Source organism: Streptomyces sp. MK7 (assembly GCF_032658145.1).
In the GTDB taxonomy this organism is placed as follows: Bacteria; Actinomycetota; Actinomycetes; order Streptomycetales; family Streptomycetaceae; genus Streptomyces; species Streptomyces spiralis.
Genome location: NZ_JAVACL010000008.1, coordinates 42,411 through 55,928, shown reverse-complemented (window position 1 = coordinate 55,928; position 13,518 = coordinate 42,411). Strand labels below are relative to the sequence as shown.

Annotated in this window: 12 protein-coding genes; 8 read left to right on the top strand and 4 right to left on the bottom strand. The window is 72.1% G+C overall.

Annotated elements, in window-relative coordinates; translation table 11 throughout:
- Positions 1–26: 26 nt before the first annotated feature.
- Both R2S09_RS12690 and R2S09_RS12685 read left to right on the top strand, forming a co-directional pair.
- The gene (locus tag R2S09_RS12690) at positions 27–710 is read left to right on the top strand and encodes a glycerophosphodiester phosphodiesterase (RefSeq protein ID WP_306190315.1); all 684 of its coding nucleotides are present in this window, start codon (positions 27–29) and stop codon (positions 708–710) included.
- A 408-nt stretch (positions 711–1,118) separates the two neighbouring features.
- A complete protein-coding gene (locus R2S09_RS12685; RefSeq protein WP_316740992.1) occupies positions 1,119–2,288 on the top strand; it encodes a serine hydrolase domain-containing protein in 1,170 nt (389 codons plus the stop codon).
- Here R2S09_RS12685 and R2S09_RS12680 read toward each other — a convergent pair.
- Both R2S09_RS12680 and R2S09_RS12675 read right to left on the bottom strand, forming a co-directional pair.
- Positions 2,278–2,814 (bottom strand): hypothetical protein, encoded by a 537-nt coding sequence (locus tag R2S09_RS12680; RefSeq protein WP_316740990.1) that lies wholly within the window; start codon positions 2,812–2,814, stop codon positions 2,278–2,280. The genes R2S09_RS12685 and R2S09_RS12680 overlap by 11 nt on opposite strands.
- Positions 2,815–3,274: 460 nt before the next feature.
- A complete protein-coding gene (locus R2S09_RS12675) occupies positions 3,275–4,714 on the bottom strand; it encodes a gamma-aminobutyraldehyde dehydrogenase (RefSeq protein WP_316740988.1) in 1,440 nt (479 codons plus the stop codon).
- Positions 4,715–4,885: 171 nt separating this feature from the next.
- Here R2S09_RS12675 and R2S09_RS12670 point away from each other — a divergent pair, with 171 nt between their 5' ends.
- The 6 genes from R2S09_RS12670 (at position 4,886) to R2S09_RS12645 (ending at position 10,758) form a co-directional block, all read left to right on the top strand.
- Positions 4,886–5,410: an Lrp/AsnC family transcriptional regulator gene (locus R2S09_RS12670; protein ID WP_306190319.1), complete on the top strand. Its 525-nt coding sequence runs from the start codon at positions 4,886–4,888 to the stop codon at positions 5,408–5,410.
- Between the two features lie 19 nt (positions 5,411–5,429).
- On the top strand, positions 5,430–6,794 hold the full coding sequence (locus tag R2S09_RS12665; protein WP_372337763.1) for an aspartate aminotransferase family protein: 1,365 nt from the start codon (positions 5,430–5,432) through the stop codon (positions 6,792–6,794).
- A 414-nt stretch (positions 6,795–7,208) separates the two neighbouring features.
- Positions 7,209–7,952 (top strand): ABC transporter ATP-binding protein, encoded by a 744-nt coding sequence (locus R2S09_RS12660; protein ID WP_306190320.1) that lies wholly within the window; start codon positions 7,209–7,211, stop codon positions 7,950–7,952.
- Positions 7,934–9,259, top strand: coding sequence for a hypothetical protein (locus R2S09_RS12655; protein WP_316740986.1), 1,326 nt, complete (start codon positions 7,934–7,936; stop codon positions 9,257–9,259). Before R2S09_RS12660 ends, R2S09_RS12655 begins: the two co-directional genes overlap by 19 nt.
- Before the next feature lie 150 nt (positions 9,260–9,409).
- A complete protein-coding gene (locus R2S09_RS12650; protein WP_316740985.1) occupies positions 9,410–9,817 on the top strand; it encodes a VOC family protein in 408 nt (135 codons plus the stop codon).
- 227 nt (positions 9,818–10,044) lie between these two features.
- Positions 10,045–10,758: an LAETG motif-containing sortase-dependent surface protein gene (locus tag R2S09_RS12645; protein ID WP_316741102.1), complete on the top strand. Its 714-nt coding sequence runs from the start codon at positions 10,045–10,047 to the stop codon at positions 10,756–10,758.
- A gap of 107 nt (positions 10,759–10,865) precedes the next feature.
- Here R2S09_RS12645 and R2S09_RS12640 read toward each other — a convergent pair whose 3' ends face one another.
- A complete protein-coding gene (locus R2S09_RS12640; protein ID WP_306190323.1) occupies positions 10,866–11,885 on the bottom strand; it encodes an ABC transporter ATP-binding protein in 1,020 nt (339 codons plus the stop codon).
- The gene (locus R2S09_RS12635; RefSeq protein ID WP_316740983.1) at positions 11,886–13,487 is read right to left on the bottom strand and encodes an iron ABC transporter permease; all 1,602 of its coding nucleotides are present in this window, start codon (positions 13,485–13,487) and stop codon (positions 11,886–11,888) included.
- Between the last annotated feature and the right edge of the window lie 31 nt (positions 13,488–13,518).

The window sequence follows — 13,518 nt, the reverse complement described above, 5'->3', positions numbered from 1 at the left end:
GTCGGGCCCGGGACACAATGGGTCGCATGCAGACCGTGACCGCCGTCGCGCACCGCGGCGACCCCTACCGCTTCCCCGAGAACACGATCGACTCGCTGCGCTCCGCGCTCGGCCAGGGCGCGGACGCGGTCGAGATCGATGTGCGCCTGACCCGGGACGGCGTGCCCGTGCTGCTGCACGACGAGTCGCTGAAGCGGCTGTGGGGGCACGACCGGCCGTTGCGCTCGCTGTCCGCCGAGGAGGTGCGCGCTCTGACGGCGGGCCGGGTGCCCACGCTCGCGGACGCGCTGGCCGCGACGGACGGCGGCCGGGTCATGCTCGACCTGCCGGGCGCGGCCGATCCTCGGACGGTGCGGGAGATCGTCGGGGTGGTCCACGAGTGCGGTGCGCAGGACCGTGTCTACTACTGCGCGGGCGCGGGGACGATGCTGGCGGTGCGCGCGGCCGACCCCTCCGCCGAGATCGCCCTGACCTGGACGACGCTCGCACCACCGCGGCCCGGTCTGCTGGACGCGGTGCGGCCCAGGTGGCTGAACTACCGTTTCGGCCTGGTGGACCGGGAGCTCGCCGCGCGTGTCCACCGCGAGGGGCTCCTGCTGTCCGTCTGGACCCCGGACACCCGCCGCTCGCTGCGCCGCCTGGTCGCCCTCGGCGTGGACTCGATCACGACCAACCGCATCGACGTCCTGTGCGCGCTGCGCGGGCGGTGAGCGGGGCACTCCGTGCGCTCCCCCAGGGGGTGTCTCGCCGATCGGGCCGGATCGGGGAGCGGTGGCCGGCGGTGGGGGTACCTCCCACGCCGTTCAGGCAGTGGGGGAGCACCGCAAGGCGGAGGAGGGAGTCGATGCGGAGCATCGGCGACCGACGACAACGCGGCGAGGTGCGGTGCCAGGCGCCGCGAGCCCGGCATGATCGGCGAGACACCCCCTGGGCCCCTAGGGGGTCTCCCCGGTAACCCCCTTGCCCCGTACGACCGTTGCTCCGGGCCGCGTCGGGGGCGCATGCCCTCCTCGGCGACGATCCGCCGGCCCGCCGGGGCCCCGAGGATGATCGGCGACGGCCGTGCACATCGGCCGTGAGCCCGTCTCGAATCCCCTCGGACCTCACAGGAGCAGCCGATGCGAGCCCGTACCACCGCCCTGACCGCCGCCTGTCTCGCCCTCGCCCTGGCCGCCGGGCCGTTGGCCGCCGCAGGGGCGTCCGCCGCCCCCGCGACCGCCTCCGCCGCGGGTCCGGCCGCCGCGCCGGGGGCACCCACGGCCCATGACGCGACCGGACCGGACGTGGAGGCCCTGTCCGCCGCGATCGCCGGGCTGCCGGACAGGGACGTCACCGCGGCGGACGTCCGTGTCGGCGGCGACGGCACATGGCGCGGCACGGCCGGGGTACGGGACATCCGCACGGGGGCGCCCGCGCTGCGGGACGGGCGGTTCCGGGCCGGTTCGGTGACGAAGGTGGTGACCGCGTCCATCGTGCTGCAACTGGCCGCCGAGGGGCGGATCAGCCTGGACGGCACCGTGCAGCACTACCTCCCGGGCCTGCTCACCGAGGACTTCGAGCCGATCACCGTACGGCAGTTGCTGAACTACACCAGCGGCCTGAAGCCCGGCCCGTCCCTCGGCGAGACGGTCGAGGAGGGATACCCGCACCGCTTCGAGACACTGACACCACGTCAGGTCGTGGCGGGCTCGGCCACTCAGGGACCCGCGTACCGGCCGGGCACGCGGCAGACCTACGGCAACATCCACTACACCGTGCTCGGCATGCTGATCGAGAAGGTGACCGGCGACTCCTACGCCCACCAGGCCCAGGTGCGGATCTTCGGGCCGCTGGGCATGCGCCACACCTCGTTCCCGGCGGGAGCCGACCCCCGGGTCCACGGCGCGCACAACCGGGGTTACGACTGGATCGACGGGAAGCTGGTCGACGTCACCGACTGGAACATGTCCGACCGGTGGGCGGCCGGCGACATGATCTCGACGACCGCCGACCTGCAACGACTGCTGGTGGCGCTGTTCCGCGGCCGGGTGGTGCCCGAGCCTCAGCTGCGGGAGATGTTCACCGTTCCCGGTCTGCCGGGGGCCAGGTACGGCGCGGGCCTGGAGCGGATCGAGCTGAACGGCAAGGTGATCTGGGGCAAGACCGGCTCGCGCCCCGGCTACGCCACGGCCATCGCCGCGACGCGCGACCTGTCCAGGACCCTGGTCTACGACGTCACCGCCACCGACGCCAAGGGCGACGGCGCGGGCACCGCCGAGCGCTTCGGGTACCCGGCGTTCAACCGCTGACGGCAGCGGCGGCGGCCGGGGGCGCGGACGGCCCGGTCAGTGCCTCCAGCCGCTTGATCTTCTTGCGTACGACATGGAGCGGGGCGATCCCGAACACCCCGAAGGACATGTCGATCAGCGACCACCAGAAGGGGATGCCCCGGATCGGCCCGCAGATCAGCGCAAGCGGGACGATGCCCACGCAGGCGATCATCCCGAACTCCACGACCCAGATGTTGCGGACCGGGTCACGGTAGGGGCCGTAGAAGGCGACCGCGATGACGAGATGCGCGAACGCCAGCCAGTCCGTGCCGTACAGCAGGAACGGGTAGTCGGCGTCGGCGGTGTCGAGCCCGTGCCGTACCCGCTCGATCCAGTCCATGAGCCCGGGCAGGTGATCGGGCACCCCCAGGAACCGCAACGCGCTCTCGGACCACCGCAGTTCGTGCACCAGCGGGAAGGCGGTGGCCCCGCTGAGCACCAGACAGACGACGAAGACAACCAGCCAGACACGAATGCCCTTGAGCAGGGCGGCTCTGTCGCTCATGGCAAGAGCGTACGCCCGTATTGAACGTGTTCAAAAAGAGGGGTGAGTCATCCCCGGGTCACCCCAGGCCGCCCCGGCTCGCCCCTCCCCCTCTCCTTGCCCCTGCCCCTGCCCCTGCCTCTGCCTCTGCCTCTGCCCTCTGCCCCTGCCCCCTGTCCTCTGCCCCCTGCCCCCTGCCCTCTGCCGCGGCGGAGGCGGCGGCGACGGTCGCCCCCACCAGCCCGGCGGCCATGGTGAATTCGCGTCGTGCGGCGCCCAGGCCGCCGGCAGCCCGAACATGACGGCGAGGCCGGCCTGTCGAGCGTTCGCCTCCGACGGGTTCGTCACGACCGCGAGTCTGCCGCCGCTACGCCCCCACGGCCTCGGCCTTGTCCGCCGGGAGGGGGCACGCCGCGGCCCCGGGTGGTCCGTCCCTCCACCCGGGGCCGCGAGTTCGGTCACGTCCGAGCCGTCGCGATGCTCAGCCGTCCAGGGACGTCATCACGTGCTTGATGCGCGTGTAGTCCTCGAAGCCGTAGGCCGACAGGTCCTTGCCGTAGCCGGACTTCTTGAAGCCGCCGTGGGGCATCTCGGCGACCAGCGGGATGTGGGTGTTGATCCACACGCAGCCGAAGTCGAGCTTCTTGGACATCCGCATGGCGCGGGCGTGGTCCTTGGTCCACACGGAGGAGGCCAGCGCGTACTCGACGCCGTTGGCCCACTCGACGGCCTGGTCCTCGTCCGAGAAGGACTGGACGGTGATGACCGGCCCGAAGACCTCCTTCTGGATGATCTCGTCGTCCTGCTTGACGCCGGAGACGACGGTCGGCGCGAAGAAGTAGCCCGTGTCGCCGACGCGCTTGCCGCCGGCCTCCACGCGCGCCTGGGCGGGCAGCCGCTCGATGAAGCCCTCGACCTGCTGGAGCTGGCTGGGGTTGTTGAGCGGGCCGAAGAGGACGTCCTCGTCGTCCGGCCGGCCGGTCTTCGTGTCCTCCGCCGCCTTCGCCAGCGCGGTCACGAACTCGTCGTGGATCGACTCGTGGACCAGGACGCGGCAGGCGGCCGTACAGTCCTGGCCGGCGTTGAAGAAGCCCGCGACGGAGATGTCCTCGACGGCCTTGGCGATGTCGGTGTCCTCGAAGACCACGACCGGGGCCTTGCCGCCCAGCTCCAGGTGGACGCGCTTGACGTCCTTGGAGGCGGACTCGGCGACCTGGATGCCGGCGCGTACCGAGCCGGTGATGGAGGCCATCGCCGGGGTGTCGTGCTCGACCATCATGCGGCCGGTCTCGCGGTCGCCGCAGATGACGTTGAAGACGCCCTTGGGCAGGATCGAGCCGAGGATCTCCGCGATCAGGACCGTGGAGGCCGGGGTGGTGTCCGACGGCTTCAGGACGACCGTGTTGCCGGCCGCGATCGCCGGGGCGAACTTCCACACGGCCATCATCATCGGGTAATTCCACGGCGCGACCTGCGCACAGACGCCGACCGGCTCACGGCGGATGATCGACGTCATCCCCTCCATGTACTCGCCGGCCGACCGGCCCTCCAGCATCCGCGCCGCGCCCGCGAAGAAGCGGATCTGGTCGACCATCGGCGGGATCTCCTCGGAGCGGGTCAGCCCGATCGGCTTGCCCGTGTTCTCCACCTCGGCCGCGATCAGTTCCTCGGCCCGCTCCTCGAAGGCGTCCGCGACCTTCAGCAGGGCCTTCTGCCGCTCGGCGGGGGTGGTGTCGCGCCAGCCCGGAAAGGCCGCGGCGGCGGCCGCCATCGCGGCGTCGACGTCCGCCTGGCCGGACAGCGGCGCGGTCGCGTACGCCTCTCCGGTCGCGGGGTTGACCACCTCGGTGGTCCGTCCGTCGGCGGCGTCCCGGAACTCACCGTCGATGAAGTTGCGCAGACGACGCAGCTCGGTGCTCACTGCCGGCCCTCCTGGGTTGGTTCATGGTGTCCGATCTCTGAGACACCCACCCTAGTCCGGACTCCGACGTTTTCAACACCCCTATCGCCATCACTTCTGCGAAATCCGCACGTCTAAGTCCTTCAAACAACGAATTTCATCGCTCCAGGCTTGCGGAACTGTCGAGACGTCGTGCACAGTGAGCACGTGGCCAGTCGAAGCGCAGACCAGAAGGACTCGCCCCGCGAGTCCCGCAACGGGAACGGCACCCCCCAGCTGGACGCCGTCTCCCTCGCCATCATCGAGCAGCTCCAGGAGGACGGCCGCCGGCCGTACGCCGCGATCGGCAAGGCCGTCGGCCTGTCCGAGGCGGCCGTGCGCCAGCGCGTGCAGAAGCTGCTGGACCAGGGCGTCATGCAGATCGTCGCCGTCACGGACCCGCTCACCGTGGGCTTCCGCCGGCAGGCGATGGTCGGCATCAACGTCGAGGGCGATGTCGAGGCCGTCGCGGACGCGCTGACCGCCATGTCGGAGGTCGAGTACGTGGTGATGACCGCGGGCTCGTTCGACGTCCTCGCCGAGATCGTCTGCGAGGACGACGACCACCTGCTGGACGTCATCAACAAGCGCATCCGGGCCCTGCCCTCGGTGCGCTCCACCGAGAGCTTCGTCTACCTCAAGCTCAAGAAGCAGACCTACATGTGGGGAACCCGATAACCGTGAGGACCCGATAACCGTGAGCACCAAGGACCTCAGCCGCACCGCGTACGACCACCTGTGGATGCACTTCACCCGCATGTCCTCGTACGAGAACTCCCCCGTGCCGACCATCGTGCGCGGTGAGGGCACCTACATCTACGACGACAAGGGCAAGCGCTACCTGGACGGTCTGGCGGGCCTGTTCGTGGTCCAGGCCGGACACGGCCGCACCGAACTCGCGGAGACGGCCTTCAAGCAGGCTCAGGAGCTGGCCTTCTTCCCCGTGTGGTCCTACGCCCACCCCAAGGCCGTGGAGCTGGCCGAGCGCCTCGCCGACTACGCCCCGGGCGACCTCAACAAGGTCTTCTTCACCACCGGCGGCGGAGAGGCGGTCGAGACCGCCTGGAAGCTCGCCAAGCAGTACTTCAAGCTGACCGGCAAGCCCACCAAGCACAAGGTCATCTCCCGCGCGGTCGCCTACCACGGCACCCCGCAGGGCGCCCTGTCGATCACCGGCCTGCCGGGCCTGAAGGCCCCCTTCGAGCCGCTGGTCCCCGGCGCGCACAAGGTCCCCAACACCAACATCTACCGCGCCCCGATCTTCGGCGACGACCCCGAGGCCTTCGGCCGCTGGGCCGCCGACCAGATCGAGCAGCAGATCCTCTTCGAGGGCCCGGACACGGTCGCGGCCGTCTTCCTGGAGCCGGTGCAGAACGCCGGCGGCTGCTTCCCGCCGCCGCCCGGCTACTTCCAGCGGGTGCGCGAGATCTGCGACCAGTACGACGTGCTGCTCGTCTCCGACGAGGTCATCTGCGCCTTCGGCCGGCTCGGCACGATGTTCGCCTGCGACAAGTTCGGCTACGTCCCGGACATGATCACCTGCGCCAAGGGCATGACCTCGGGCTACTCCCCGATCGGCGCCTGCATCATCTCCGACCGCCTGGCCGAGCCGTTCTACAAGGGCGACAACACCTTCCTGCACGGCTACACCTTCGGCGGCCACCCGGTCTCCGCTGCCGTGGGCCTGGCCAACCTCGACCTGTTCGAGCGCGAGGGCCTGAACCAGCACGTGCTCGACAACGAGCCGGCGTTCCTGTCCACCCTCCAGAAGCTGCACGACCTGCCGATCGTCGGCGACGTCCGCGGCAACGGCTTCTTCTACGGCATCGAGCTGGTCAAGGACAAGAGCACCAAGGAGTCGTTCAACGAGGAGGAGACCGAGCGCGTCCTGTACGGCTTCCTCTCCAAGGCGCTGTACGACAACGGCCTGTACTGCCGTGCCGACGACCGCGGCGACCCGGTCGTCCAGCTCGCCCCGCCGCTGATCTCCGACCAGGAGACCTTCGACGAGATCGAGCAGATCCTGCGCGCGACGCTGACGGAGGCGTGGACCAAGCTGTGACCGCCGCGCCGCGCGCGAGCGCGGTGAGGCCCGCACCTCCGATCAGATGATCATCACCGGCCCCGGAGCCGTCCGTTCGAGTGGGAAACGGCGGCCCGGGGCCGTGTGCTGTCCCGGCACCCGGCACCGGCTGCCTAGCGTCTTGACTCCCCCCTCGCAGGACGACAGGGATCCCTGGCTCACGCTGCCCAGTCGTTCGGCGAACGACCGAGTCTGACGCGATCAGCACCAGCCGGGTTGAGACCAGCCCGGATGGCAAAAACGCCTAGGAGGCAACGCGTGCCGGGTTCTCGCAACGCGCTGTCCATCGATCGCAGTACGCCGAACCGGCACCGTGACCTTGAATCTCTGCGCTCGTTCCCCCATACGCGGGACAAGGCACGGCAATCCCGATCAGAACCGAGGTGTACGCCCATGGACGCCCCGCCGGACAACGACGTTCTCTGGGCACGCGCCCTGCACTACACCCACAACGACGGCTCACCCGCGCTCGGCGGCGTCTCGCTCGGCGTCCGGCAGGGCGAGATCCTCGCCGTCGCCGGACCGAGCGGCAGCGGCAAGACGACCCTGCTGCGCTGCCTGTCCGGCATGGTGCGCGTCCGCAAGGGCGAGGTGTGGTTCAACAGCGCCCCCATGCACACCCTCGGCCCGCTGGCCCGGGAACGGCTGCGCCGGGACCGGTTCGGCTGGATCGACCCCGCCCCCGTGCTCGTACCCGAGCTCAACGTCTGGGAGAACACCGCCCTGCCGCTGATGCTGCGCGGCACCAGCCGGCGCCGGGCCAAGGTGGCCGCCCTGGAGTGGCTGGAACGCCTGGACGTCGGCGAGCTGGCCCACAGACGGCCGCACCAGCTGCGCCAGGCCGAGCGGCAGCGGGTCTGCCTCGCCCGCGCCCTCGCCCCCGCGCCGACGGTGCTCTTCGCCGACGAGCCCACGGCCCCGCTGCACCGGGCCGACCGCGCCCATGTGCTGCGCACGCTCACCACGGCATCCCGCTCGCACGGCATCACGGTCGTCCTGGCCACGCACGACCCGGAGACCGCGGCCCTCGCCGACCGCACGGTGGCACTGCTGGACGGACGGTGCGTGAACACCGTGCACCTGCCCCCCGCCGGCGACACGACGGAAGGCCGGGCCGCGTGCTCGCTCTCCGTCTGACCCGCGTCGCCCACCCGGCCGTCCAGTTCCGCCGCCTGACCCTCGCGGCGGCCTCGGCCGGCACCGGCTTCCTGCTGCTGAGCAGTCTCGCCTACGCCCTCCGCCACCCCGACGACCCGTCCGCCGCACTGCTGCGCCTGTCCTGGTGCGCGGTGCCTCTGGCCGCCACGACGTACCTGGCGGTCGCGGTGGCCCGCACCGACCCCGGCACCCGGCCCCGCAGTGCCCTGTCGGCCCTCGGTCTCGGACCCGGCCGCCTGATGGCCGTCTCGGCGGCCACGACCGCACTGGCCTGCTCGTTCGGCACCCTGCTCGCGCTGCTGGCCTTCCTCCAACTGCGCGGGGGCCTCCCGGACCTGCCCTTCGACGGCGCCGCCTCGCACTTCCTCGCCGCGGGAGAACCCCTGCCCGTGCCGGGGACCCTGATCCTGCTCGCGGTCGTCCCGGCGCTCGCGTCCACGGCGGTGGCGCTGGCCCTGCGGCCCCGGGAGACGAAGCCCCCGGCCCGGGCCCGCCAGGCGAAGGGGGGCGCCACGGAGCCTGCCCGGAGCGCCCAGGTGCAGGCGGACGCGGGTGGCTCTCCGGCCGAGCGGACCGGCGCCCCGTCCGGGGTCCTCCTCCAGGACGGCCCCGCGCCGGAGGACGACCCCGAACCCGGCGAGGCCGACCCCCAGCGTCCCCTGCCGCCCCGCCGGCCGCCCACCGGCCTGCCCTGGGGCATCGCCGTGCTGGCCGCCGGCCTCGCCGTCGAGGCCTACGCCGGCCGCACCCCGGACTCCTCCGGCGCCTCCGCCCCCGCGCTCCCCGGCGGCCTCGCCGCCGACTCCACGCCGGTGCTCGTCGGCTGGCTGCTGACCGCTCTCGGTCTCGCCCTCGCCGGCCCCGGCCTCACCCACCTGTGCGGCCGGCTGCTCCAGGCGGCCGGGCCCGGGGCCGTGCGCCTCCTGGCCGGCCGGATCCTGATGGAGGAGGCGGGCCGCATCGGCCGCCCGCTGGGCGTGGTGTGCGCGGTGGCGTCGGGGACGTACGCCATGGGCGTCCTCTACGAGGGCAGTACGCCCGTCCTCGGTCCGCTGACCGCCCTGGGCGCGCTGCTCGTGGCCGGCTGCACCGTGGCCACCCTGCTCACCGCGGCCGTGGAGGCGCGGCAGGCCCGCGCCGACGTCACCGCCGCCCTGCTGCGGCTCGGCGCGCCCGCCACGACGCTGCGCTCCGCCGCGGCCCTGCGCGCCGGCGTGCTGCTGGCCGTCTTCGCCCCGCTGACCTTCCTGATCGCCGACCTCGCCGCGCTGCCGCTGACCCGCTGACGAACGCGGGAACGCGCGCGAACGCGGGGAACGCGGGGAACGCGGGCGAAAAAGGTTCCGCGCCGGCGATGAGTTCCGCGCCGAGGCCCGGTCTACCCCCTCGAACGGCACGGACGACGTGCACGTGCGCACCGACGGGAGAGACCCACCATGTACCAGCAGATGATCTTCGTGAACCTGGCGACCGACGACGTGGCCGCGTCCCGGAAGTTCTTCACCGAGCTCGGCTACACGATCAACCCGCAGTTCTCCACCGACGACTGCTCCTGCGTCGTCATCAGCGACACGATCATCGCGATGCTGCTCAGCAAGCAGCGCTACGCCGACTTCACCAAGAAGGAGATCGCGGACGCCACGAAGACCAGCGAGGTGCTGATCTGTCTGAGCGCCGAGAGCCGCGAGAAGGTCGACGAGCTGGTCGACAAGGCCGTCGCCGCCGGTGGCACCGTGAGCGGCGGGACCCAGGACCACGGCTACATGTACGGCCGCGCCTTCGACGACCTCGACGGGCACACCTGGGAGGTCATGTGGATGGACCCGGCGGCGGTACAGGGCTGAGCGAGGCGGCGGGACACGGGCCACCCAAGACGTTCAAACGTCTGCGCGGTTAATAAAAGGGCAAAGCCAACGCCCTTTCGGGGCCTATGCGTTGACAGTTCTGACGGAACGCTTATAGACCTGAGCCTCCTGGGGGTGCCGGGGCAGCCGCGTCCTCCGTGGTCGCCCCAACGCCCCCTTCACCCCCCGCAATTGCGCATCCGTGAAGGGCCAAGGCCATCTTGTCCATATCACTGTCCCGCCGTACCGCACGTTCCGTGCGCGTCCTGGGCGTCGCCGCCTCAGCCGCCGCGCTCGCGCTCGGCGCCGCAGGCAACGCGCTCGCGTGCAACATCAGCGAGTTCTCCGCCGAAGCCACGTGCGCCGGCGGCAAGGGCGTCATCGTCGTCACCGACAAGGACGCGTCCGGCACCCCGGCGGTCGTCTCCGTGTTCCTCGAGAACAACGGCGCCGACGCGAAGAGGATCGGCACCCCCCAGGAGGTCAAGGGCTCCGCCGAGGGCAACACCGTCACCTTCGCCGAGGACTGGCAGCCGGACGCCGTCTACCGCATCCACGTCAAGGCCGGAGGCAAACTGGTCGACGAGGACATCAGCCCCAACCTGACCACCCCGTCCACGGCCTGTACGCCGGCCACGCCGAGCGCACCGGCCACCCCGTCGAAGCCGGCCCCCCCGACCCCGTCGGCATCGGCGTCGTCGGCGACGCCGTCGAAGCCCGGCACGGCGACTCCGGCTCCGTCCGAGTCGCAGAGCAGCACCGCTCCCGCGGGCACCGTGAGCAACGCTCCCTCGCCCGCCGTCGGTGACTCCAACCTCGCCGAGACCGGTGCGAGCTCCAATACCGGTCTGATCGCCGGCATCGCGGCCGCCCTGGTCGTCGTCGGCGGAGGCGCGGTCTTCCTCGGCCTGCGCCGCCGTGGAGCGAACGGCGGGCGCTGACGCCACCGTTCAAGCCGTCGGCCGTGGCCGGTCCCCGTGTCCGAGGGGGCCGGCCACGGCCTTTCCCGTCTCATCCTGACGCGGACCTCTCTCCAGGGGCGCGGTGATCAGCCGAGTACGACCGTCTCGGCCGCGTCGAAGGCGACCCCGACCTCGTCCCCGACATCCGGGGCCGACCGCAGCGGGCAGGCGGCCTCCAGGCGTGGCGCGTCCTGCGGCTGGAGGCGGACGGCGACGTGGGTGCCCTTGAAGGTGCGGGCGGCGACCCGGCAGCGCAGGCCCTCGTCGGTGGGGACGAGACGGACACCGGCGGGCCGTACGACGAGGGTGCGGGCGCCCTGCGGGGCGTCCTCGGGCACCGGTACCTTGCCCCACGGGGTGACCGCCGCCTCCCCCTCGACCCTCGCCTCGACGACGTTCTCGAAGCCGAGGAAGCGGGCCACGAAGGCATCCGCCGGCCGCTGCCACACCTCAAGGGGCGTACCGGACTGGGCGATCCGGCCCTCCCGCATCACCACCACCCGGTCGGCGAGCGCGAACGCCTCGCCCTGGTCGTGGGTGACGGCCAGCACGGTGGTGCCCAACCGCCCGAACAGCTCCCGCAGTTCGACGACGAGGCGTTCGCGCAGCGAACGGTCGAGCTGGCCGAGGGGTTCGTCGAGCATCAGCAGCCGGGGCCGGGGCGCGAGAGCGCGGGCGAGGGCCACCCGCTGCTGCTCACCGCCGGAGAGCGCGGCCACGGCTCGGGCGCCGGCCCCCGGCAGCCCGACCAGACCGAGCAACTCCCCCACCCTGGCCGCCCGTTCGCCCCTGGTCGCGCCGCGCATCCGCAGTCCGAAGCCGACGTTCCCGGCCACGTCCCGCTGCGGGAAGAGCTGGTGGTCCTGGAACATCAGGCCGACCTCGCGCCGGTGCGCCGGCACCCCCGTCTGGTCCCGTCCGTCGAGCAGTACCCGCCCGGAGTGCAGCGGCTGGAGTCCGGCCACCGCCCGCAGCAGCGTCGACTTGCCGCTGCCGCTGGGTCCGAGCACACATACGATCTCGTGTTCGGCGACCGTGAGATCGACGGCGTCGAGCGCGGCCCGCCCGCCGAAGCGCACGGTCGCGGCCTGAAGGCCCAGCAGCATCTAGAACTCCCCGCTCCGGTCGGTGCGCAGCCGTTCGAGGACGAGCAGCGCCACCGCGCACACCACCATGAGAATCGTCGACAGGGCCATGGCCTGCCCGTAGTTGAGGTCGCCGGGCCGTGACAGCAGCCGGGCCACGGCGACCGGCAGGGTCGGGTTGTCGGGCCGGGCGATGAACACGGTCGCCCCGAACTCCCCCAGTGACACGGCGAAGGCGAACCCGGCGGCGACCAGCAGCGCCCGCCGCACCATCGGCAGGTCGACCTCCCGCCACACCCGCCACGGCGACGCCCCGAGCACGGCCGCCGCCTCTCGCAGCCGTACGTCCACCGCGCGCAGCACGGGCAGCATGATCCGCACCACGAACGGCACGCCGACCAGGGCCTGTGCGAGCGGGACCAGGATCCAGGACTGCCTGAGGTCGAGCGGCGGCTCGTCCAGCGCGATCAGGAAGCCGAAGCCGACCGTCACGGCGGACACCCCGAGCGGCAGCATCAGCAGCGCGTCGAAGCCGCGCACGATCCGGCCGGAGTCGCGGCGGGCGAGCGCGGCGGCGGCGAGGCCGCCCACGACCACGGCGACGGCGGTCGCGGCGGCGGCGTAGGAGAAGGAGGCGCCGATGGCGTGGATCGGCGCGACCAGGAAGGTCCCGCCGTCGGAGTCGGTCAGCGCCCGGTAGTAGCCGAAGCCGGGCGCGGTGAGCGAGCGCTGCACCAGCACGGCGAGCGGCAGCAGCAGGAGCAGGGCGATGGTGGCGAGGACGGCGGCCAGCAGTGTCCACTGACCCGCGCCGCGCGGGCGGCGGGCGGTGCGGGAGGCGTCCACCAGCTTCAGCGCGGTCTCCCGGCGCCGTACGGTCCACGCGTGCACGGCGAGGATCGCGCCCACCGCCAGGAACTGGACGATCGTCAGCACGGCCGCGGTGGACAGGTCGAAGATCTCGGAGGTCTGCCGGTAGATCTCCACCTCGAGGGTGGAGAAGGTGGGGCCGCCCAGGATCTGCACCACGCCGAAGGAGGTGAAGGTGAACAGGAAGACCATGAGCGCGGCGGCGGCGAGGGCCGGGGCCAGGGCGGGCAGGGTGACCTTGCGCCAGGCCGTCAGCGGCGAGGCGCCCAGCATCCGGGCGGCCTCCTCCTGCCGCGGGTCGAGCTGGGACCACAGCCCGCCCACCGTCCGTACGACGACCGCGTAGTTGAAGAAGACGTGGGCCAGCAGGATCGCCCAGACCGTGGTGTCCAGCCGCAGGCCCCACAGTTCGTCGAGCAGCCCCCCGCGCCCGACCAGGGCGAGGAAGGCGGTGCCGACGACGACGGTGGGCAGCACGAACGGGACGGTGACCACGGCCCGCAGGACCTGGCGGCCGGGGAAGTCGAGGCGGGCGAGGACATACGCGCCGGGCAGCGCGACCAGCAGGGTGAGCGCGGTGGAGGCGAGCGCCTGCCAGGTGGTGAACCACAGCACGTGCCGGATGTCGGACTGTCCGAGCACGTCCACGATCCGCCCGACGTGCCAGGACCCGTCGTCCTTCAGACCGCGCCGGACGATCGCGGCGACGGGACAGGCGAAGAACACCGCGAAGAACGCGACGGGCACGGCCATCAGGCCGAGCCGCGCCGCGTTCCCCTTACGG